The sequence below is a fragment of the Paenibacillus sp. N22P23 genome (assembly GCF_059383735.1).
In genome coordinates, this window is the sequence record NZ_JBXENT010000001.1 from 1,221,744 (window position 1) to 1,243,469 (window position 21,726).

At 43.4% G+C, this 21,726-nt stretch carries 19 protein-coding genes; 4 read left to right on the top strand and 15 right to left on the bottom strand.

Annotated features, from left to right (window positions below; translation table 11 throughout):
* Window positions 1–177: 177 nt before the first annotated feature.
* From AC506A_RS05855 to AC506A_RS05865, 3 genes are all read right to left on the bottom strand, one after another.
* Window positions 178–465: a hypothetical protein gene (locus AC506A_RS05855; protein WP_495460030.1), complete on the bottom strand. Its 288-nt coding sequence runs from the start codon at window positions 463–465 to the stop codon at window positions 178–180.
* 97 nt (window positions 466–562) lie between these two features.
* On the bottom strand, window positions 563–988 hold the full coding sequence (locus AC506A_RS05860; protein ID WP_495460031.1) for a DUF1801 domain-containing protein: 426 nt from the start codon (window positions 986–988) through the stop codon (window positions 563–565).
* 423 nt (window positions 989–1,411) lie between these two features.
* A complete protein-coding gene (locus tag AC506A_RS05865; RefSeq protein ID WP_495460032.1) occupies window positions 1,412–2,032 on the bottom strand; it encodes a GNAT family N-acetyltransferase in 621 nt (206 codons plus the stop codon).
* A gap of 165 nt (window positions 2,033–2,197) precedes the next feature.
* Between AC506A_RS05865 and AC506A_RS05870 the strand changes: the two genes are divergently transcribed.
* Window positions 2,198–3,271, top strand: a complete 1,074-nt coding sequence (locus tag AC506A_RS05870; protein ID WP_495460033.1) for an RCC1 domain-containing protein — start codon at window positions 2,198–2,200, stop codon at window positions 3,269–3,271.
* An 82-nt stretch (window positions 3,272–3,353) separates the two neighbouring features.
* Window positions 3,354–3,719: a copper amine oxidase N-terminal domain-containing protein gene (locus AC506A_RS05875; protein ID WP_495460034.1), complete on the top strand. Its 366-nt coding sequence runs from the start codon at window positions 3,354–3,356 to the stop codon at window positions 3,717–3,719.
* On the opposite strand, the gene AC506A_RS05880 is transcribed toward AC506A_RS05875, so the two are convergent.
* Window positions 3,692–4,099, bottom strand: coding sequence for a VOC family protein (locus AC506A_RS05880; RefSeq protein WP_495460035.1), 408 nt, complete (start codon window positions 4,097–4,099; stop codon window positions 3,692–3,694). The genes AC506A_RS05875 and AC506A_RS05880 overlap by 28 nt on opposite strands.
* A 155-nt stretch (window positions 4,100–4,254) precedes the next feature.
* On the opposite strand from AC506A_RS05880, the gene AC506A_RS05885 reads away from it, so the two are divergent.
* Window positions 4,255–4,503 (top strand): hypothetical protein, encoded by a 249-nt coding sequence (locus AC506A_RS05885; protein WP_495460036.1) that lies wholly within the window; start codon window positions 4,255–4,257, stop codon window positions 4,501–4,503.
* An 87-nt stretch (window positions 4,504–4,590) separates the two neighbouring features.
* On the opposite strand, the gene AC506A_RS05890 is transcribed toward AC506A_RS05885, so the two are convergent.
* The 9 genes from AC506A_RS05890 to AC506A_RS05930 form a co-directional block, all read right to left on the bottom strand.
* Entirely contained in the window at window positions 4,591–6,420 is a 1,830-nt protein-coding gene (locus AC506A_RS05890) for an ABC transporter ATP-binding protein (RefSeq protein ID WP_495460037.1), read from the bottom strand.
* The gene (locus tag AC506A_RS05895; protein ID WP_495460038.1) at window positions 6,395–8,242 is read right to left on the bottom strand and encodes an ABC transporter ATP-binding protein; all 1,848 of its coding nucleotides are present in this window, start codon (window positions 8,240–8,242) and stop codon (window positions 6,395–6,397) included. The genes AC506A_RS05890 and AC506A_RS05895 overlap by 26 nt, the downstream gene beginning before the upstream one ends.
* A gap of 358 nt (window positions 8,243–8,600) precedes the next feature.
* Complete coding sequence (locus AC506A_RS05900) at window positions 8,601–9,275, bottom strand: class I SAM-dependent methyltransferase (protein ID WP_495460039.1); 675 nt, start codon at window positions 9,273–9,275, stop codon at window positions 8,601–8,603.
* Window positions 9,276–9,371: 96 nt separating this feature from the next.
* Window positions 9,372–9,986, bottom strand: a complete 615-nt coding sequence (locus tag AC506A_RS05905; protein WP_495460040.1) for a hypothetical protein — start codon at window positions 9,984–9,986, stop codon at window positions 9,372–9,374.
* A 212-nt stretch (window positions 9,987–10,198) separates the two neighbouring features.
* Window positions 10,199–10,651, bottom strand: coding sequence for a hypothetical protein (locus tag AC506A_RS05910; protein WP_495460041.1), 453 nt, complete (start codon window positions 10,649–10,651; stop codon window positions 10,199–10,201).
* Between the two features lie 431 nt (window positions 10,652–11,082).
* Window positions 11,083–13,554: a discoidin domain-containing protein gene (locus tag AC506A_RS05915; RefSeq protein WP_495460042.1), complete on the bottom strand. Its 2,472-nt coding sequence runs from the start codon at window positions 13,552–13,554 to the stop codon at window positions 11,083–11,085.
* A 216-nt stretch (window positions 13,555–13,770) separates the two neighbouring features.
* Window positions 13,771–13,977: a hypothetical protein gene (locus tag AC506A_RS05920; protein WP_495460043.1), complete on the bottom strand. Its 207-nt coding sequence runs from the start codon at window positions 13,975–13,977 to the stop codon at window positions 13,771–13,773.
* Between the two features lie 250 nt (window positions 13,978–14,227).
* The gene (locus tag AC506A_RS05925; RefSeq protein WP_495460044.1) at window positions 14,228–15,079 is read right to left on the bottom strand and encodes a stalk domain-containing protein; all 852 of its coding nucleotides are present in this window, start codon (window positions 15,077–15,079) and stop codon (window positions 14,228–14,230) included.
* 154 nt (window positions 15,080–15,233) lie between these two features.
* Window positions 15,234–15,542 carry a hypothetical protein gene (locus AC506A_RS05930; protein ID WP_495460045.1) on the bottom strand — a complete coding sequence of 103 codons (309 nt, stop codon included), beginning with the start codon at window positions 15,540–15,542 and terminating at the stop codon, window positions 15,234–15,236.
* A 496-nt stretch (window positions 15,543–16,038) separates the two neighbouring features.
* Between AC506A_RS05930 and AC506A_RS05935 the strand changes: the two genes are divergently transcribed.
* A complete protein-coding gene (locus AC506A_RS05935) occupies window positions 16,039–17,400 on the top strand; it encodes a catalase (protein WP_495460046.1) in 1,362 nt (453 codons plus the stop codon).
* Window positions 17,401–17,683: 283 nt separating this feature from the next.
* Here AC506A_RS05935 and AC506A_RS05940 read toward each other — a convergent pair whose 3' ends face one another.
* Together AC506A_RS05940 and AC506A_RS05945 are read right to left on the bottom strand one after the other, a co-directional pair.
* Entirely contained in the window at window positions 17,684–20,791 is a 3,108-nt protein-coding gene (locus AC506A_RS05940; protein ID WP_495460047.1) for an anti-phage protein, read from the bottom strand.
* Window positions 20,792–21,382: 591 nt separating this feature from the next.
* Window positions 21,383–21,724, bottom strand: coding sequence for a GrpB family protein (locus tag AC506A_RS05945; protein ID WP_495460048.1), 342 nt, complete (start codon window positions 21,722–21,724; stop codon window positions 21,383–21,385).
* Window positions 21,725–21,726: the final 2 nt, after the last annotated feature.

Sequence of the window (21,726 nt, forward strand, 5' to 3'; positions counted from 1 at the left end):
ATCTTTCAATGATTCTATATTTTGATAACGAGTAGTTCCCTAACCCCTTCAAGCCTCGAAATTAACGGTCCGGCATTCGGACCTAACACCGTGTGCTTTATAATTGAATATTGGCACATGTCCCGGACTGCGGCGGGCAATCCTACTAGATCATCTAGCTGCTCGCATGATTCGTTTTCATTGATCATTCCGTATCATCCCCCACTTCGTTCTCAATCTCTTCACAGTATAGTAAACACCTATTCCAAGTAGCATCAAAACAGAGACTTCTATCGTTCGCCACAATTGGTTATTTATATGTCCAAATGCAACTCTATGTTTTAAATAGTCAACGGACTTATACTTCTCGACAATGTCTGGAACATTGTTCATTGTAAGATATATCCCGTGAATAATCTGAAAAGCAAAATAAACAAATACAAATATTAGTCCTACAATAAGTGCTTGAAAAAATGGCTTTTTCATAATTACCTCCTTGTTTAAAATCACTTATGTAAGTCAGAATACAGTGACGTGATTCAAATCGCAACTGATTACGCAGATATTCGGTATAACGTGAGAATCAAATGTTGCCCGTTATCCCAAATCTTATTGCCGCTTCAAGTACATCAATGTTTATATCTTTTAGCGTTTTAAACTTAATGCAATATCCACTCACACTCGCCTTGCCGAGGTTTTTTCCATATGTCTGGGTTAAGTATTTCTTATCTTTAATACCAAGGATATAGACAGAGATTCCGGTTTTGTTTGCACTGATACCAACTTGATAAAACTCTCTGGTTTTTCCATCAGCATATTTTATGGTGTGAGATCCATAACCTATATTAGGATTAGAAACAGTGATATTTTCATTGTTTTTACCATCCAAGAACCATAATTTACATACTGGCATTAATTGCAGAATGATGCGGTGCAACGCTTGCATATCACTACGTTTTGGTTCAGGTTGGCTGGTAATATACGTTTCGATTTGTTCTTGTACGTTCATATAAATGATGCCCCCCTTTTAAATTATTTCTTACTACAACATATTTGTTACTTCATTACATTATCCTCCCCGTTAACGAAACAAAGGAGCAGCTGCCGCTGGCAGTCCGCTCCTTATGATGGTGCCTACTAGTTGAAAGCTTATGGCAGCGTTATTACGTTCGTTATTATACTTAATATGAAGATTAATAACGTGTAAACAATTCTGAATCTCTCCTTTAAAGGGACTCTCATCGATATAAGTTCCATATTCGTTTTCAGTTTTAACGAATGTCACAGCTTCTTTCTTATTGTTCCCGCAGCCTGTAAGAAGAAAAAGCAATGTTATTATTAAGAATCGATTCATCAGAAATCATAGGCTCTGGATCAAAGGAAAGGTTGTCGAGATATACCTTTTCTGCGCTTACTTCATCCTGGACAATCTTCATTCCAGGCGCATCCGATGCACAGGTCCGCCCGGTGTGTTGGCGACGCCGATGATGACGAACCCCGTCGATTCGTAAAACGCCTTCGCCGCGTGATTCGCGGAATTTTCAATACGCAAACCGCGACTCGCAATATCGGCTATCAGCGCTCTGGCAACACCTTGTCGCATCCAGTCCGGATCCGTGAACAGATCCTCGAGTTCGAGGAAGTCGTCGACCGGACGAGCCGATGCGAATCCGACGACTCGACCGTGGGCAACAGCAACATGCGCAAACGGCAGCATCGCAACGTCCCACACCAGCCACTCGGGATGGGTAGCGATTAGGTCGTGGTCGGCTTCGTTATTCAGCGAAGCTCGGCGATAGACATCACGTATCATGTCGACATCGTCCGTGACTGCGCTTCGAATAACGAGGTCAGTCGAAGTAGGTCGAGACAAAGTTGCTTGAGATAACGGCAGCCCTTCGTCGAATAGATGCATCCATTTCACTTCCCGCTTGAGGTTCTCGATTCTGTCTCGGATCAGCTCGGCGAACTGACTCTCACCTTCTCCATCAACTAAAGTTTTCTCTAATGCTTTTATCTCGATTGAAATGATAAATCGCTTTAGCTCCGCCATATTCATATTGCTTTCACGCTCCTCATCCGGTTAGACCGTACTTATAGTTTCTAAATATTTCAATTAATTACACAAATAGATTTATAATTCATGAATAATATACAGCAACAAATCGACTCTATGAGGCGTATAACTAGAGGTTCTTTATTTCGATGGGGGTTTATCATGTACAAGCACAACTTTAATTTACTAAGGCCGATCTTACTCATTCTTGCTTTTTTCGTTCTATTATTGCCAGTTGTTGAGGTGAGTGCATCAGAATCTAGCATAGAGGTCAGTGCGGATGATGTGCGCTATTTAGTGGCTACGCAAATCGAGGCTGGAGCTGAATCAGCATATGCGATTGACAAAGAAGGTACAGTATGGGGATGGGGCGGAGGTTATGGGGCTCTAGGACATGGGGCAACTACGCCAGCCTTTCTACCCGTGCGTATCCATATTGATCACGTTCGAGAAATCTCAAGTGGTTATCGGCACACACTCTTTTTGAAAGAGGATGGAACGGTGTGGGCAGTCGGTGGCAATGAACATGGGCAGCTCGGCAATGGTCAGATAAACAAAGGAGAAAAGCTATTTACAGAACCGACGCAAGTACCAGGGCTGACGGACGTCATTCAAGTGGCAGCTGGAGATAATCACAGTCTCGCAGTCAGAAGTGACGGTACGGTTTGGGCATGGGGAGGAAATGAGCACGGCCAGTTGGGAAACGATACTCGGGAGAATGGGTTGAAACCAAGACTGGTTGGTGGCTTGCCAAAGGTGCAAAGTGTCGCTGCTGGTCAATATACTTCAATAGCACTCGGTGAAGAAGGCGACGTTTGGGTGTGGGGCTTACAGGCTTACAACAAGAATGATATCCAGCATGGATTTATTCGCAAACCGACCCCCATTTCTGGCGACAATAAGTATCATGCAATAAGTGCTGACTCTACACTGGGAGCAGCCTTGGATAGCTATGGAAATGTATGGGTTTGGGAAAACTACAGCGCTAACTCATCGAATGTGAAAACAAATCTTCAGCCACAGCGAATACCAAATATTAGCAATATCGTTTCATTTACGGTTCGTTCAGCGGTAGATTCGAAAGGCTCTGCTTGGAAGTGGAAACTTGTTATTGGAAAATATCTAGAGCTTAGTGAACTTCCGGTACCAGTTAACCAAGCAAAAGCGATCACTGAGGGTAGTCGCAATATTTATGTACTGATGAACGACGGCAGTATTTATTCAAAAAGGGTTTAATCAATTCGGGCAATTAGGACACGGTACACTCGACGTGGCAGTTGGTAATTTTAAGTCGATTCGGAAAGCTGCCTCAATCATTTTGAACGGAAACAGGATTGAACCAACCGTTCCGCCGCTTATATTAAACGGCGTAACCTACATCCCATTGCGAGGCGTTCTTGAGGCAATGGGCGTGAATATCCGTTGGGATATCTCTAGCAGGTCCGTCATTGCTATGAAGGTTAATAATCGTATCGTCTTTAATACGGTAAGCGGCCAAACAACTGTCAATGGGCAGAACGTTCAACTGAAAGAAAAGCCTGTCTATGCACATGATAGCTTGCTCGTCCCGCTTCGATTTGTTTCCGAAATTGTCGGCGCTAAAGTTGTATGGAATGCTGCAGATTATAAGGTGGAAATATTGTCGGCGGCAACGATCTACTCTACGAAATTTGATTTACCATGAGCCACTAACATATTCCCGCTAGGGTCATAAAAATCGAAATCCATTCCGAGGATCTCTGTTTCTCCGGATTCGGTTCTAATAGCCCCTCTTTCTTTTCTTACCTCGCCAAGTTGTACCTCTTTACTCTTTAGGTCGGATAGCAACTTTACGATATCCGCTGCTTCAAAACCGATAACTAACGACATTGTTCCCTGGTGCAATTCCTTTTCGCACAGAAAGATCGATGGACCCGAAGGGAGAGCAACGATTGCCATTTTATTATCCGGTCGTTTAAAATGCAGCTCGAATCCTAGTATACTTATGTACCACTCTATAGATTCCTCAAGATTTTTAACTGGAACTTGAAGAAATGAGACACTGTTAATAATTGTTTCTGCCATATTAAATAGCCTCCTTTAAAATTATTGCATGGATTCTATACTTTCCATGAACTCATTTACTTAAAAAAGATTAATTGTATTAAATTTGCTTTGCGTGTTGTACTAGTGTAACATTTAATAATAAAAGCACCTTTTGAAAAGAGGATAACCTGATTATGGCAAAAGAAAAACCGCTATTTGCTGCCAAACAAGAATTAAAGACAGACCAAGATTTCGAATTAGCGATGATGCATAAAGAACCAATTGAAGCCTACCAAGATCGAATGCGTATGAGACCTATTTCGACAATTAAATCTTACAATGATCACACCGTACGTATTGTCGATGGAACAACCATCGTCCGTGGCTCAAGTAGATTTTACACATTAAGTGAAGAGGATAGACTGAAATACTTTTCAAGTTAATAATACTGTGGAAGGAGAGGTGCATTGCGCCTCTCCTTTTCTTTTTAGTTTTACAAACTAAACTCGGCATCCTACACCATGTAAATATCACGCGCCAACATAATACTGCGCCTGTGCATTCCACAGTTCTGCGTATTTCCCGCCCCTTTCAGTTATAAGTTCGTCATGGGAGCCTCGTTGAATTAGACGCCCCTCGTGAAACACGGCGATATCGTGACAGAACTTACAGGACGAGAGCCTGTGGGAGACGAAGATTGCTGTTTTGTTGCTAATTAACTCGTTAAATCGGGAATAGATCTCGAACTCCGCAATGGGGTCCAGTGCCGCCGTTGGCTCGTCAAGTATCACAAAAGGCGCATTTTTATACAGCGCCCTAGCCAGTGCGACCTTCTGCGCTTCACCTCCTGAAATCTCAACACCGTGGTCAGAAAAATCCTTATGCAAGAAGGTAGAAAGACCACCCGGCATATTGTTTAACTTCGAGCCAAACCCAGCCAAAATGAGTGATTCCTCCGCCAATTCTGCGTCATAGCTCTCGGAAGCAGCAACGTTATGGCCGAGTGAGAAGGAATAGAGCTTAAAATCTTGAAACACGACACTGAAAACGCCCATATATGCCGAATAGTCGTACTCCCTAATGTCAATGCCGTTTAAAGTGATTACCCCCTCTGTAGGTTCATAAAGCCGGCAAAGGAGCTTAATCATAGTTGTCTTGCCGCTGCCATTCAACCCCACAACAGCAAGCCGCTGGCCGATATTAAACTTCATACTAAGGTGCTTAATGGCATAGTTGTCGGCGCCGGGATACATAAACGACACGTCTTGGAACTCAAACTCCAAATCCGCTTGTGGGAGTTGTCTGTTTCCATTGTTCTCTCGCATGTTGTCCGGCAGATCAAGATAATCGAAGATTCGGCCGAGATACTGATTGTTTGTAATAAAGTTGCCCAGAACCGAGACAAGCTTGGCCAGTGCTCCAACCGCGCCGGAAACCGCGCCGATATACTGAACCACGTTGCCTAAAGGATACATACCATATAACGCACGCAGACCGATAAAGAGATAGACGCAGCCGCCTAGCACGGCGTTCACAGCCGCTGCCAAAGCGTTGTTCCTACCGATTAAGTCGAAAATTCTGTACCAGAACTCCGCTCCCACTGATTTATTGTAGTGTTCCTCGATCGCTGACGCCTGTTTATATAGGCGAATATCCTTGGCGGCATTCTTTGACTGCATATATTCGTTAAAGAAATGTACATAGGTGTTTGACTTCGGGTTTTCCTCAAACACCGTCTTCTGGATTCTCTCCTCCCTCTTCTTGAGTACATAGGTAAAGGGAAGGATTAGCAGGATGAGAATGATCAGCAAAACAGTGGCAAACGGAGATGTTATGAACGTCTTCTCGTAGGAAGAAGCAGCTGTAAACATGCCGATGAACAGTACGATAGACAACATTAGTTCAAAAAGGGGCTGCAATAGTTCCGGCAAACTGTAGTGCAGGCGAAGAATGCCAAGTCCGTTGCCGTTTGTCTTCGCTTCAATATCCGCTAACATTTCATTATTCATCGTATCTTCCACTTGATCGTAATTAAGCTGCATGTACCGATTGCCCAGGAAGAAGTAGAAACGTGCCCACAAGGTACTGTTTAAAGTCGTAATCCGGCGAGAGACCGCGGCATTTGCAGCTGACAATACAAAAGCAATCCCTACTGCAAACGCGGCGTACAGTATAATGCGACTTGTGTCGCGCGCGCCGGCCAACTCGTTAATGATCTGAGCAGACAGGAAAAGAACCATTAACGGCTGCACAGCTTGAATAAAAGAGGAAACGAAAGTAAGTGGAATATAGGATGGCGTAAGACGATTTACAATCCCGTATCCGCGACGTAGGTTATGCCAGATGGAGCGCGTCTTCATTCTCGGAAACCTCCCCATCCTTATAGTAGTGGGATTGGACGTTAAACATCTCGGCATATTTCCCTCGATAACTCATAAGCTCGTGGTGCGTGCCGCACTCGGCGATGCCTCCGCCGTCAATGAACAGAATCCTGTCGCAAAACCGCGTGCTTGCGAGTCTGTGGGAGATGTAAATGGAAGTTTTACCGGCAGTTAGTTCGGCGTAACGCTGATAAATTTCGCTCTCAGCGATAGGATCAAGCGCAGCAGTCGGCTCATCCAGTATAATAACCGGCGCGTCTTTATACAGCGCGCGCGCCAGCGCCAGCTTCTGCTGCTCGCCGCCTGAAAGTTCTATTGCATCGTTGTGAACACGCCGCACAAGAAGCGTCGACTCTCCATTCTCAAGCCCGTTTACCTTATCCAAAAGTCCGGACATTTCTAGGCATTTCTTTACCTTCGCGTAGTCTGTCTTATCGGGCGATTGTTGAGATATATTTCCGGCAATATCACAACAAAACAGATGAATATCTTGAAACACCGTCGAAAAGAGTGAAAAGAATTCATCTCTGTTATAACGCGTTATGTCGACACCTCCGAGCGTAATCTCCCCGGTTGTCGGCTTATATAGCCCGCTTAAAAGCTTTATAAATGTCGTCTTGCCTGCCCCGTTCGCCCCGACAATGGCAATGCGCTCTCCCGGCTTAATATCAAGATCTATGCCGGTAAGTATCGGTTCGTTTGCCTCCGGATACGTATATCCGACGTTTCTAAGTGTGATCGCGGGAGGCAGCATTTCTCCGGACGGCAGCTCATGGCCAGTGCCGGTGTTAGAAATATCAGCGACTTCAAGATAAACGCGGATATCCGACAACTCGCTTGAAGCACGCATAAGCTCGCTTGAACTTCTCAAAATTCCCGACAACCAGCCCGCGAACGCGCCAATGGCGGCAAATACGAGCACGAAATTGCCCAAGGTTATCTTGTCGTTCATCAGCAAATAAATAAGAAATGCGTATGCTGCACCGTCACGCAGGAGGCTGAGCGCTGCATCCGACAGCTGAGCCTTCATATCGCCTGTCGCTACCTCTCGTTCTTTCTCGGTGCTAGTAGCGAGTACGTTTTGAAAAATGCCGTTGATTAAGCTGCCTAAGTCATATAAGCGTATGTCCTTCCCACCGGACGGTTCTTTCGATACTCGCTGGATATACCATAGTTTACCCTGCAGCTTTGACCGCTCCTCACGCGTGTCCTTCTCAATCTTGCGGGCGTGCGAGAGCGCCAGCCAATTGATTCCGGCTGAAACAGCTAGAAAGAGAATAATTAGAGGATGTACCGTTACAATAACCATCCCGTATGTAAGAAAACCTAATACGTTCATAAAAAGATGTGACATGTTGCGTGGTACGTTAGAAGCGGGAGAGTGGTTACTTTGCATGGCGCGCCATGCTTTTTCCCCCAGCTTGGCGTATCCGGGGCTCTCAAGCACCTCGAAGTCCATATTAAGATGCTTATGCATCGTAGTTTGAAGGTGTTTCAATATGCTGATTGTACCGACAGACTCATTGGTGATGAGGTCGGCATAGCTCTTCGAACTGCTCAGCAAGGCCAGAAGAAGTGCCATAGCGCCAACTGACAATATAAACTTGCCTGGCGTGACACCTGATGTAATATTGTCGATGACAATTTTGGGCATTAGGATACTTACAAATGGCAGACCGACACCAACTAGCACCGAGATGATACAACAAATCAGCGTAAGTGGCCTTGCCCGCCAGTGCAACCGCATGGCATAAATGATGTTTGACCAAGCGGAGTGCGCCGCTCTTTTCTCAGTTGACACTCTAAATCCCCCTTATGGTAGTTATAATTACTATTGCAACATCGTGAAGTGCAAGGTCGGAATCAGCATAGCACACCCGCGAATGACAACCTATCAAGCAATAGTTGAAATTGCAGGCTTTGGGAGATTCAATTAACGGTAGAATTGTCCACTGTTTGAAATTGATTCCACTAATTTCTTCAAAATAACCCCGTTTTCCTGCCCGTTAACGTAAAGAAGCCGCCGTTTATGCCGGCAGCTACTTCTAAGTGTGTATTGAGCTATCGTTCCCCGTTAGCCATTCATGCATCTCTTTGCTGCACCACAGAGCATGAAAGTTAATCCGTTCTTTCATGGTAGTTGAATGTAAGGCAGCAGTTCATTTTTGGCTGCCGTTATCGTGATTACGATCCTTTTTGCCCATCACAGCAAACATTGAAGGTAAATTGTCTACTGCATTAGTGTCCCTTTCCAATTCATCGACTCGAGTTATTATGAATCCTGAAGTAAGAAAATCATTTAAGTATTGTGAAAGCGGTCGATGAAAAGCACCTAAAGTAGAGCGAATTGTACCCACGCCTTCCGACTTCCAAAACTGCGAGTCATATCGAATAATCTTTCTAGAACCGTCACCTAGCGGATAACTAAATGGTGATTGAAAACAAGGGTGCATTATTACCCATATCATCATCCCATTTGGTTTTAAGACTCGATATACAGCATCAAACACCTTCTTATGGTCCTGAACATCCATCAGCATTACGCTAGATATTACATAATCAAAAGCACTATCTTCCAATTTATGTAGCGACATAGCATCATCTTGCACCCAAGTAACCTGATTTGTATGATTTTCTGCGTACTCCAGTAGCTTTTCACTTAAATCGACACCAGTTACCTTTACTCCAAGCAGAGACAGTTGATAAGCTAATTCACCTTGGCCACAACCGATATCACATACATTTAGACCGGCAAGATCAGATTTATCTTTTAAGTGCTGCAAAATATATCTGTAGGAGACATTAGGTCCCCTACCAAACAAGATATTCCACAAATTCTAGATTTATCCTGCCCGTTAGCGCAAAGAAGGCTGCCGGATTCATTTGCTGGCAGCCACGTTGATATTTTTTGAGCTATAGTACCCATTAGCTTAGTCTTCGAATGATACTTCTTTGTCCAAAATGGTCTCTTGAGGCTGTATTGATTCCATTGGATGAGCATATGGAATCAATCTAAAGTTTAATTCACCTATACTATCTGGAAGTCGTGGAACAACCATAAAACTTAGTTGGCTATGTCCGCTGCCGCCACTAGCACTATTTTTATGAGCGTTGTATTCTTGCACTCCAATTATATCTAGAAGTAATTTGGGACGAATTCGCCGAGTATCTTCATTCTCAATTGATTGATTAATTTCTAAAAAAACAATGCTTCCATTCTCATGTTGCATTGAATGAGTGATTTCATATTCATAACCATCAATTACAGCTCGTTTCATAATAGGGAGAACATTAATTAACTTTCCAGGCCCATTGGATATCTTGGGATTATTATTCAATGTTAGACTGTGAATGAGCCCATTGATTTGGGCAACATCCATGTTGAACTCATTTGCCCAGGCACTCACAATTTCATTAGGTGGAAAGAATCTTTTACCTCTCGTGATATCTCTTCGCTCTATAATTAGTCCGATAATTTTTTCATCAATAGCCTTAATAGCGTTATTGTATTCGTTAGGAAACACTTTAAACTCGCTCCAAGCCATATTGTCCTCCTTGATAAATTAATCTTAGTTCCATTATAACCCATCACCAAATAATCAACATTTGATTAAATTATCCTGCCCATTACTTCAATGGACAACGGCAGCCGATCGTTTGACCGGCTGCCGTTGCGCCTTCATTCAACTATGGTTCCCTGTTAGTGTAACGAAGGCTCCAGATTAGCAGCCCCCATCATGTTGAACTATCGTACCTGTTAGCTTTGAAGTTCTGCTAAATTAGCTAATTCCTTTTGACTTTTATTCCAATCATATGTTACCTTCCAATCGTTATCGATTTTGGACATACTCAATATGCCATTTATTTTAAGTTTTTTTGAAGTACCTTGGTCATTGGTTAATACCAAGATCATGTCATACTTAAGCCACTTACTTGTTTCATTTTTTATATCTTGTTTTGAATATGGATAGAAGTGAATCTTTTCCGTTTTAATACTCACTTTCTCCGTCCGGGCAACTTGCAAAGGTAAGTCAATGATCTGATTAAACGTTGGAACAATTAACTTGTTTGCTTCCGAAAGTGGACCTTGCTCTGTTAGAAATGGACTTAATTTTTCAGCTTTGGATTTACTACTTTCAGGTAGACTAACCTTTTGGTAGTCTTCCACGTTATACTGAATTTCTGCGTAATCAGTAGCGATTTGAATCACTTCACTATACTCTTTGTTATCGGTTGTCTCTGGCTATCTTCAATATGCGATGTGATTCCTTGCCTTTCGTCGGGAATGAGATCAAGTTCTTGTCATTTGGTTTTGACAAGAACTTGATCCCATAAATAAAAAAGCCGCGATTTTAGCGGCCTTTAATGAGCTAATGTTCTTGTCACCCGACAATTAATAATTAAATGTCGCGTGCTTCGATTGATCTCAGCTTAGTCTATTCTTTGACGAAGTTGATTTTAATTGTTCGAACAACTACCGGGGAACGTTTGTTCAATTAAACAGCAGCAGTCTTAGACTTTGTTTCTCGTCCAAGGCCTGCTGTTGTTTTTGGGTCCAGTCTATTACTTATTTGCTCAAAATAATGACGGAACGCAGCTCCGGCTTAGTTTAAAAAATGGCTTCCCTTATTTCCGCTCACTTCAGTTCAACAAACCAGAAGTCGGAGCAAATACCTCAAACCTCCATAACGAGTACCCGTAAGCCGAACCCCGCTTCAGACCCAGCATCCGTACATATCTTGCGCTCTTGGCTGAGAACGAGATATCGTCGATCCCCCCGTCCCCGGAAGTGGTCGCGAATACATCCGTCCAGGTCTTGGCATCATTCGATACTTGGATCTTGTAGGCTTTCGCATAGGCTGCCTCCCAGCTCAGATATACCCGGTTCACCGTCTTGACCGCGCCGAGATCGGCATAGATCCACTCGTTGTCGGTATAGTTCGAGCCCCAGCGCGTCGCCCCGTCGCCGTCGACCGCTTTAGCTGGCGCAAGCGTTGCAACATGGGTCGAGCTGGCCGCGACTGCAGCACCGGCGGCGAGGTTAATGCCGTACAGATGGATGTTTTCCAATCCCGCGTGAGCCATCTTCATAATGCTGACCATATCCGTGTATGGCTGATCCTGCTGATTGACGAGTCCGATATTGTAGCTTTCTCCGTCCACGCGTCCGGTGACGGCCTGATCGAAATAGGCATACCAGCCTGAGCCGACGAACAGCGGATTCTGTGCCTGGCTTTCCGCGAATGCTCGGTAGGCTACTCCCCGCTCAACGGTACTGGTCGTCTTCGTAGGGGCGCTGATATATGACAAACCGCGGTCGGACGAGCCGAAGGAATGCTCGAGATTGAGAAGCGGCTTCCCGAAAGCCTCGTATTCGTCCATCCAACTGCCATCCCTAGTATAACTGTCCACAGAGAAGGCATCGACATACGGCATCGCCCCCCGATCCCAATCCAAGCTCGTTCGCCAAGTAGGGACGATAGTGGAGCCGAGAAACAAATGATTCGGGTCATTCCGCTTCAGGATGTCGCGGATCATAGCGTAATACGTCTCGGATGCCAAGGTTATAAAGCCGGATACGTCCGCAGCGGATACCTTGGTGATTGCGATCGGAGTGTCCTTGAGCGCGTTAAACGAAACGGCGTTCATGCCGAGCAGCATATTTACGTTAGCGAGACTGCCGTGCCGCGTGGCATAATAATCGACGAAGGCGCCCTTCGCCGGAGAATCCGCCCCGTACATCAGAAGCTCTTTGACGATATCGGTTGTCCAGCCGGCTTCGTTATCGTAGGTGTAGCCGATTAACCACTTGCTGGTGCGCGCGTTTTGCAGCTGCGCCTTCAGCGTACTCTCGATGATCGGCGCGGTCTGAGGATCGAACACGTCGTACGACCATAGGATTCTTCGCAAGTTAGCAGGGTCCTGCAGCACCTGAACGTACGGAAAAGCGACGCCCTTCGGCTTGGTCCACTTGCTGAAGGCGTTGAACCCCCACTGTATCAGGCGTTTGCGCGTGATATCCCCCCATTTCGCCTCGTAATCGCTGCCGTACTTCTTCATTACATTCGAGACAATGAAGTTGACGTACTCGCCGTTCTCGTCCTTGGTATAAGCCGGCGCGTAGAGCGTCCGGTCGGGCAGCTGCTCGAAAATTTGCCTTGGCGTGCCGTCCGGCTTCTGCGTCGGCGTCTTGTAGCCGGCTTCCCATAAACTTGCGGCATCCACTCCTTTCAATAAGAAAGGATACCCGTCCGGCGTAATGAACCACCATTTGCCGTTGATCTGGTGCAGCCTGAAATAGCCGGTACTCTCGTATTTCCCAATACGCATGATGCCGCCGTAAGGATCGTAGATTACCGGGTCATATGCGACGTTCGCCAAAGCGGCGGCTTCGTCCGTATAGTTCTGACTCAGCTGCGCGTCGGAGGTGATTTTACCCGGCCAAGCATCGTTCATCCATTGGCCGTAACGGTCCACCAGCAAGGCGTCCTTGTTCAGCTCGGCCATTAGCTGCTCCGAGGTGAACGAGGGCTTCGGATTTTGCCCCGGCGTGCCGCTGCCTTGCGTGATTTCAACTTCCGTCAGAGGGATATGCTGAAAGGCTTGCGTGCGTGTGATGTCCAGCACGATGAACCTGGCCGTCACGCCAGCCATCGGCACGTTGACCGTATAGTTCAGCTCGGTGCCTTGTCTGATATGCCTGGTTGCGATGTAATAACCCGTCGCCGCTTCCGGACGGTATTTGACGGTCAAATCTTTGAAGCCCCAGTATTTGTTCGGTGAGTTCATCACCACACGCAATTGATCAAGGGGATAGTCCCTGAGCAAGTCGATCACCACATGCACCGTCATCGGCGATTTCGCTTTCCCCATCCAGCCTGCATAGGCGGTTGTGCCGTCATACAATACGCCTTTCGCCGCCGCCATCAGACCGGTCGATAGCAGATCCGGTGAATTGCCTCCATCCGGAGAGACACTATAGACATAATTGCCCGTTTTGAGCATCGTTCCTTCACCTCGAGCATGACCGATTGGAATAAATGCCGCCAAGGCGGTCATTGCCATTAGGAACGCCAACACAATTCTTGTATACATCATTACCCCGTTCTTCATTCGTTCCAACCTCCTTTCTTCCTGTATCGTCCACTGCAACGGATATGCTTAGAATTATTTCACATAATTTACCTTAAAACAGAAAAGGGTACCCCGGACCCAACGTTGCTTGAGTCCGAGGTACCCCAATGACTAGGAAGGCATGCGGGACGCGAAACCTTCCTTACCTATTTTGCGAATCGGACAGAACCACCCAGTCCGGTCGCTCACGAAGTGTTAGGTTGTCTGCTGATTCCGCCAAGCCGTCTGTCCCATCAGATCCCGCATGGCGGCCAGATAGCGGTCTTCCGATGCCGACCAGCGCAGCTTCGCCATCTCTTCCACATCCGATCCGGCCAGATATCGCAGCCGGACGGACTCGTCGACCGCGGCGACCTGATCGGCTACCTGCTCCTCGTCGGCGTCGTCGAACGGATAATCCATTATAGCCTGCATCATCCGATCGACGTATTGCCTGTATTCGGCCGGAACAGGAGCGTCTTCGGATGCGGACAAGGTGGTCGACGTGAAGCTCGTGGTCCGAATGGCCAAACCCCAAAAATAAAACAGCAGCAGCCATGGACTGAGAAAATAACGTCCTAGACTGCTGCTGTTTTATTGAACTAACGTACCCGTTAGCCATTCATGCATCTCTTTCTTCTGCACCACAGAGCATGAAAGATAATTCGTTCTTTCACGGTAGTTTAATGACCTCTTCAAAGGAAAAACATATTTTTTTGAGTTTGTTGTCCCAAGTTAGTTGTGCACCGATCATGTCTGCAACCTGTCTAGCGGGAATAAATGTAATTCCATCAAATCGTTGAATAACGGTATCCATAAAGTTGAAATCATTCTCACCGATTCGCACGGTATTAAGCCCAATCTGGTAAGTATACGCTTTCCCCATATAATTCAAAGTTACGCTGTCGTCATCCTCATTTATTTGAGTGACCTCTATTCCAAACCTACTCATAAATGCTTCGTTCAAAGGGACCATAACTCTGTTATCTTTATTAGAATAGAAGTAATCATAAGGTCTATTCATAACCAAATCCTCTCCATTAATGGAGACGGATACATCTGTTCGCTTTTGGAAATTTTCAAGGAGAGATTGCCCCTCAATCTGTTCCTTTTCGCTTTTTTCCTCAGCCAGTAATGGTCTGACTGTATTAATCATGACCACTTTCTTTGAAGGGAATATTGGAGTATCTATTGTGATCACGTAATACATTCCCCCAACCTTAAAGTCAAAACCGCCACAGGAAGAACCAGTGGGTGGTGTCCATACTTTGGCTAGCGCTTTTACGGTACCTTGTTCGACTTTGTAAACTTCAAAAAAAACATCTTTTCCGTTCCGATCTCCTCGAATCTCAAGTGCTTTACCGACGAACACATTCGAATCCGTATGTGGCTCGATGATATTACTGCCAAAATCGCATGCTGATACTTTCTTACCGTTAGTTACTAGACCACTCATCACTACAACTGCCATAATAAATAAAATGATAAGCTTCCTAACTGCTACATTGTTCCATAATCCGCGCATAAAGCCCCCCCAATACATTCTCATCTCATTTAATTACCATATATTCCTTCATTAACCAATACGCAAATCATGATGATTTTGTTGTGCTAAACTGCCCGGTAGTTTAATAAAACAAAAGAGCAGTTGCCACGGCAATCTGCTCCTTCTCGTTGAACTATCGTTCTCCGTTAGTTGAATCATTGTTCTTTTCTAATAAATGTATAACCCCAACAATAACTAAACAGGTAATCACGAATGCAATTCCATAAAAAATCGCACCGAAAACTTGGGCTATACCGTCATTGGCAAATGAAAACCACCAAATTATACAAGCGATACTATACAGCAGAACCGATAAGATGAATGATTGAAGAAAAGACCGCCCAAAAGAGTTTGTTCTTCTAATTCTAATTACAGCAAAGATAATAACTATACAAAACACTAAGCCCATCGTACCGAAATATAATAAATCCTCTACTCTCATTTTAACCCCCACCAATTTAGAACAATTAAGTTCCTACAACAAATATTACAGAATATCGGTTTATTAAAATAGTACTATTTCTTTCTAGTACCTCTGCTTAAAATTGCACTAAACTGCCCGTTACTTCAACAAATCAGAACATGAGGTTTGTCTAGATGGACCGAACAATCCTGCCGTGGATCTTTGATCCTGAGACTATTCGGTTCATATCCTTACGCACTTCTAAAGTCCATCTCATTGAGAAGCATTTTTAACCACGGGTAACAATGCATGTTCTTGTCCTAAGTCGGCTAACGATATATGTTCTTGTCACTGGCTTTTGACAAGAAGATATATCGTTAATTGAAAAAAGCCGCAGTTAGCGGCTTCTTAAGCATATATGTTCTTGTCATCCAACAGTTTCTGCCGGATGACAAGAACAATATTTCTGTCGTTCTTCAATCATGCAAAAGCATCCCTCCTCATACCTTTCTATATACCCAAAGGAGGTAGAGGGATGAACGAGAATAATGACCATCGCCCGGGTAACAGGCCGGGCCAGACTTCGCCTGCCCAGCACTCGCAAACGGTCGGCGAACGAGGCCCCGTCCTCGAACAGGACAGCCTGCTGCATGAAACGCTGGAGACATTCGTGCATTCGACCTTGCTGGAAAGACCCGTGCACGTCAAAGGCTGCGGCGCGTTCGGCTACTTTCAGACGACGCATGCCATGTCGGCGCACACGAAGCTTTGTTTTCTGCAACAGCCGGGACAGCAAGTCCCTGTCACGGTGAGATTTTCGCTGGCCGTCAGCAACAAAGGTACGCCGGATACGTCCCGAAACATACGTGGCTTCGCCACAAAGTTCTATACGGATCATGGCGTGTTCGATCTGGTCTTCAATCATATCCCCGTGTTCCTAGTCAGGGACGCCGTCCGTTTCCCGGAAGCGGTTAAAGCGCTCTCGCCGTCGCCCGTCAACAACCTCATTAACCCGGAAATTTTCTGGAACTTCATCGCCCGGGCGCCGGAAGCGACCCATCTTATCCTCTGGCTCTTCTCCGACGCGGGCACGGCCAAGAGTCTGCGCCATATTCCGGGCCACAGCGTTAATACATACGTCTGGGTCAACGCGCAAGGTTTCCGAAGCTACGTCAAATATCATTGGCTGCCTCTCGCCGGCACGCAGTATATTGACAGCAGTGAAGCGGCCCGGCTCGCAGGTGAGAATCCGGATTATGCCGCGCAAGACTTGTATGACACGCTGCACGCCGGCAAGATGATTGAATACGGGCTCTACGTGCAGCTGATGAACCCCCAAGACGAGGTCGCCCTCCCTTATGATCCGCTAGACGATACGAAGCTGTGGGATGAACGGCAGTACCCGCTGCTCCCGGTCGGGAAGCTGGTCTTGAACCGCAATCCGAGCAATTATAAGGAGCAAGTGGAGAAACTCGCATTCTCCCCATCCAACCTGCTGGAAGGCGCTGAACTATCCGACGATAAAATGCTGCAAGGCCGGGCCAATATTTACACGGATTCGCAGCGGCGGCGGCTTGGACCGGATTTCCGTAGCATTCCGATTAATCATCAGTTGAACTGGACGCCTGACTCGCAGATCACCAGCGGCAACGGGAGATTTGTTGAAGGACGCCTGACGCGATCCGATATCCCGAAGCAGGATGATTTTACGCAGGCTGGTCAGTATTATAGGGCGCTTCCGCCAATTCAGCAGGAGCATCTCGTCGATAACCTGGGTGCCAATCTGGCTGCTGTCTCTCCCGGCACGCAAACGTTCGTACTCGGCTACCTCACCCAAGCAGATGCCGGGCTCGGTCAGCGGGTCGCCCGCAAGATTCAGGCACAGCCTAAAGGCTAGGCTACGTTACGAGGATTTCGGAAATGGGATCAAGTTCTTGTCACCCGACAATTTTGAAATAAAAATCCCTATTCGGTCATTTCGTCGGGAATCGGTAAATGTTCATGTCATCGCCAATTGACAAGAACATTGTCCAATAACAAAAAAAGTCCGCTACTGATCCGAATTTTCGCTACTTATTTTCCTACAGTAGCAGTTCCACAAAAAAATTGGAGGGAAACTGCCTTATGTTTCCCTCCAACTTTTTTTTATTTGTGTGACGTATTCGACAGTCCCTTATTCCCTATCGATTTTTCTTTTGGGTGGATTTGATATCTATAGCCCTCACTTGATCCATTGAAATTCCAAGTAATCCACATATACGTTGTTTCATTTGATAATTAGTGTCAAACATATAAAAATGATCAATCACCAACAAACCTAAAAGGCTTCTTGCTAAAACATTCCCTTCTGTAGCATCCTTTAAATCACGTACATCATTATAAGATAGTGACCTCGATTGATCTAATTTAATTGACATTTCAATTAATTTTACAGACATAAAAGGATTTTTATATGACACATCTTCAAAAGTGTCATATAAATTTTCCGAACCAACTGAATCAGAAACTTTTTTAATTAATGTATAGGAAATAGCACAACTTAGACTAAACAGAAGCTTTCCAACCTTATCTAATATCTCGTCTCTGTTGGCCGTATTCCCTTGCTGTTCAATGTGTCTTTGAATCTTTTCGTTCAAACCATCAACATTTACAGTTACGAAGGTAATGAAGGTATTTAAAGTCCTTAAACCAAGCTTATATGCTTCTTCTGCAAGAAAATATTTCTCGGTTGCCTTAATTGAACCGTAATAATTTTTTAAAATTTGCCCAAGAATCTCAACCGTTTTATAAGCAACGTTCAATTTTGACATTAATTCCATGGTTTCTGCGGGAAGAGTTTTTCTCTTTCTCTCTTCCTCTATTGCCGTTTCTCTATCGGCTGACGCTTCTTTCTGAGAATGCTCCATCTCATCCATCGCAATTAGCTTATCTTCACGATGTTTTTTTACTTCCATATCTTTATAAACTAGTCTTGGCATTTCAATAGCAAGTTTATTTAACGATTCGATATCGTTTTCGAGCTTTGCAGGTTCGAATTCTTTGAAAATCTCTCCTGCTTGATTTAGTATTTCAAACAAGATAAACGCATCTTTCGAAAGATGGGTTAAAAACATCAAAATATTCGAATATTCCTCAACATGGACTCTTTTGCACATTTCAGATATTCTCGATTTTATGTTTTCGTCGGAGATATTTCTTGAGAAATATCTAGCGACAAAATAGTAGTAAATATAATTATATTTAAACACAAAAGCATCGTGCTTTTTATCGATTATATTCGAATCAAGCATCTTCTCAACGTTTTTTTTAAACTCATCTCTAATCGCATATTCTTCACGATACCAGGTGTCGAATTTCTTCTCAAATTCCGATTCAGAAATCTCGAATATGTCATTTTTAAAAAAGTAAAAGGCCAATTCAGTCGCATAATTATAAAACGCATCAATTTCATTATGCTTTAAATTGTTTTTCATAAATGATTGCGTAATTAATAATTCATAATAATATCCATAAGAAGAATGCTGATTGTTATGAGGGATATCACTTTCCGCAGATTGCATTAAAATTAAAATGAAAAAGGGATATGATGGCACAACATTATTACCAATGACCGTATTGATATCTCGAGTTAACACGTCATTCTTTTCCATCAACTCTTTGTCAGTTATCGTATGAGCTTGTCCAAGAGTATTCCAACGATTAATCATTTGCGATCTTTTGTAATGACCTAAAGATGAAATATCATATTTATCATATTTTTCTAGCGGATCACCTGATTCCTCATCTGACAACCAATCAGAAAACTTCATTATTTCATTACCAATAATTATAACATTCACATAAGCCTCTGTAATAACCCTTAGCAAAGCTTCAATAGTACCCCTGTTAACCTTCGCCTTTTCAAGATCATCGATTATCACGACTTTTTTTCGGTTGTCTAGCTGTTTAAAATTATCTAGCATATTTGATGAATATTGTTGCACGAATGACCTATTCAAAACTTTATTAAATTCGACGATGCCGTTTTCCCTTATAGCTTGTCCATTTATAACAACCGGAACAAAGCCATTACTATAATAACTTTTTGTCACCATTTTTGCATAAGCTGATTTTCCAGATTTTTCGGCTCCAACTAAAAAAATATGGAAACCATCATGAATATATAACAGCTTCTCCAAAGATATTTTCTCGTCTGATTTTTCAACTTTTCCCTTTAAGTTAACAACTTTAGCATCTGGATATATGTATATATCATCCAAAGTTACGTTCGCCTTTCGGGGATGATTCACACTAATGCCGGGATCGTCCAAATATTTCTGAAATTCTAAAGAAAAAACAAATTCATTTTTACTTTTCTGAATGCCACGCTGCAATATTGCATCACTTTGACTTACGATAGCTGAATAGATATTGTTTCGCCAATCATAATTAAAATAAGAGTATTTTTTTTGATCAAGATCAATGATAAAGAAATTAAAATTACTAACTTTATTGTTTTTATTCTCCTGTAAGGCTCCGCCTTCAAAACTATAAACAATATTGCCCCGCATATCTTCTTTTTTGGTTCCTGTTGGAACATGTTCGTGACCAGTTAAAATAAAATCCGAATGGTTTTCGAACGATTTCCATATTTCTCGATTATTGTTGGGAAAAAACCAATTGTAAGGATGATGAATCAAGGAAAGCGTAAAATCACCTTTATATTTCGATAATTCATCCTCATATTCTTGAATTGGAAAGTAAATTTCACTAGGATTTTCGTGAATTTGAGAAAACCATGGGGAGTTGAAGCAATTGAAGCAAAATGTATACTCATTATGTTGAAATTCGTACCTTCTAAATAATTGATCTTTATAAATTATGGAATCATTATATTCTTCCTCGATGCAGTCTCGAAAGATATCATAGAATTTTTGAGGCTTGCAAAGTTCGTTGTACACAGTTCTTAGCTTTGGAACTTTCTGCTCCTTCACGCTCTGTATTAACAAATCTCTAATGGCGGTGTCATTAAAATCGCAATCATGGTTTCCGGGAATAACAACGAAACGTGGCTTGATTTTTTTCAATTCGACAATTTGATTTTCGATATGTTTCAACATTTTTATGACCTTTACGTATTCACCTTCAATTCCCGAGTAAGCACTATCACCAGAAATAATCACATATACTGCATCCACTTCAAACAAATGCTCTTGTATAGCCGGTATAATATTTGTGTACTTTGATATAACACTATTATCTCCTAAGGTCATGTGAATATCGCTCAAATGCAATAAACCTATTCTCATTTGAATGCCCCCTTCTTATACTTCGCATGAAATCTTAAAAGTGCTTGTGACAAAATACTCCCTATGTGGATACCAGGTTTGGTACTTTTGTATTGGGAAAAAATGACTAAATCCAGTGTATCAAATACTTCATTTTTTTAATAGAATATATTTGTTTTAATGAATGAAAGAACGTTGTTTTAATTCTAAAAAAGCTGCGATTATCGAAGCTTTTAATGTAATCATTTTTCTGACCCTCTTCTAACGAAGTGGGGCCGGTCATATCTTGCTTGCTTCCTTCCTTCGATCATTAATGCGATTTCCAAGCTTTCGCGGGAATGAGATCAAGTTCTTCCCATCCGACAATCATTCGCTTTAGAAACATCTGTTTTGATTAAAAATGCTCGCCGCCACTGTTAATATTCGAATTAAAGGCTTCTTCCCAGTTGGTAAAAATTTGTTTAATACAAAAAAATACGCCTTTCACAGGCGTATTTTTTAAATATTGTTATTTCAACTTCATTTGTATCTAATATCAGCCGTATCTTCTTGTTTATTCAACTGTTTATTCAACTACCTGTTCTTCTTCGTTGTGCTATCGTGCCCGTTAGCTTAATGATTTTTCTTTGCTAATTCTATAACCGATTGAATGAATGGTGCTTTCATTTGGGTATATGCCGCCCTATCTTCTGGATATATGGATGCAAGATGCTTTTTAAGTTCGGCATATTCTAATACTTTCTCGGGATGGACTCTGAGGTAATCACGGAATAAAAGATTATTTTCCCATTCAGCACTGGTTAATTCATATACATGAAGATGATGTGTTCCTTTTCGCCATTCTCCTTTACGAAAAAAACGACGATTGCTTTTATCCGGTTCTAAGATCTGACCTGCAACTTGCAGCACTTCCCTTTCCTTAATTCTGACGTATCCAGATGTAGGGGCACTCATCG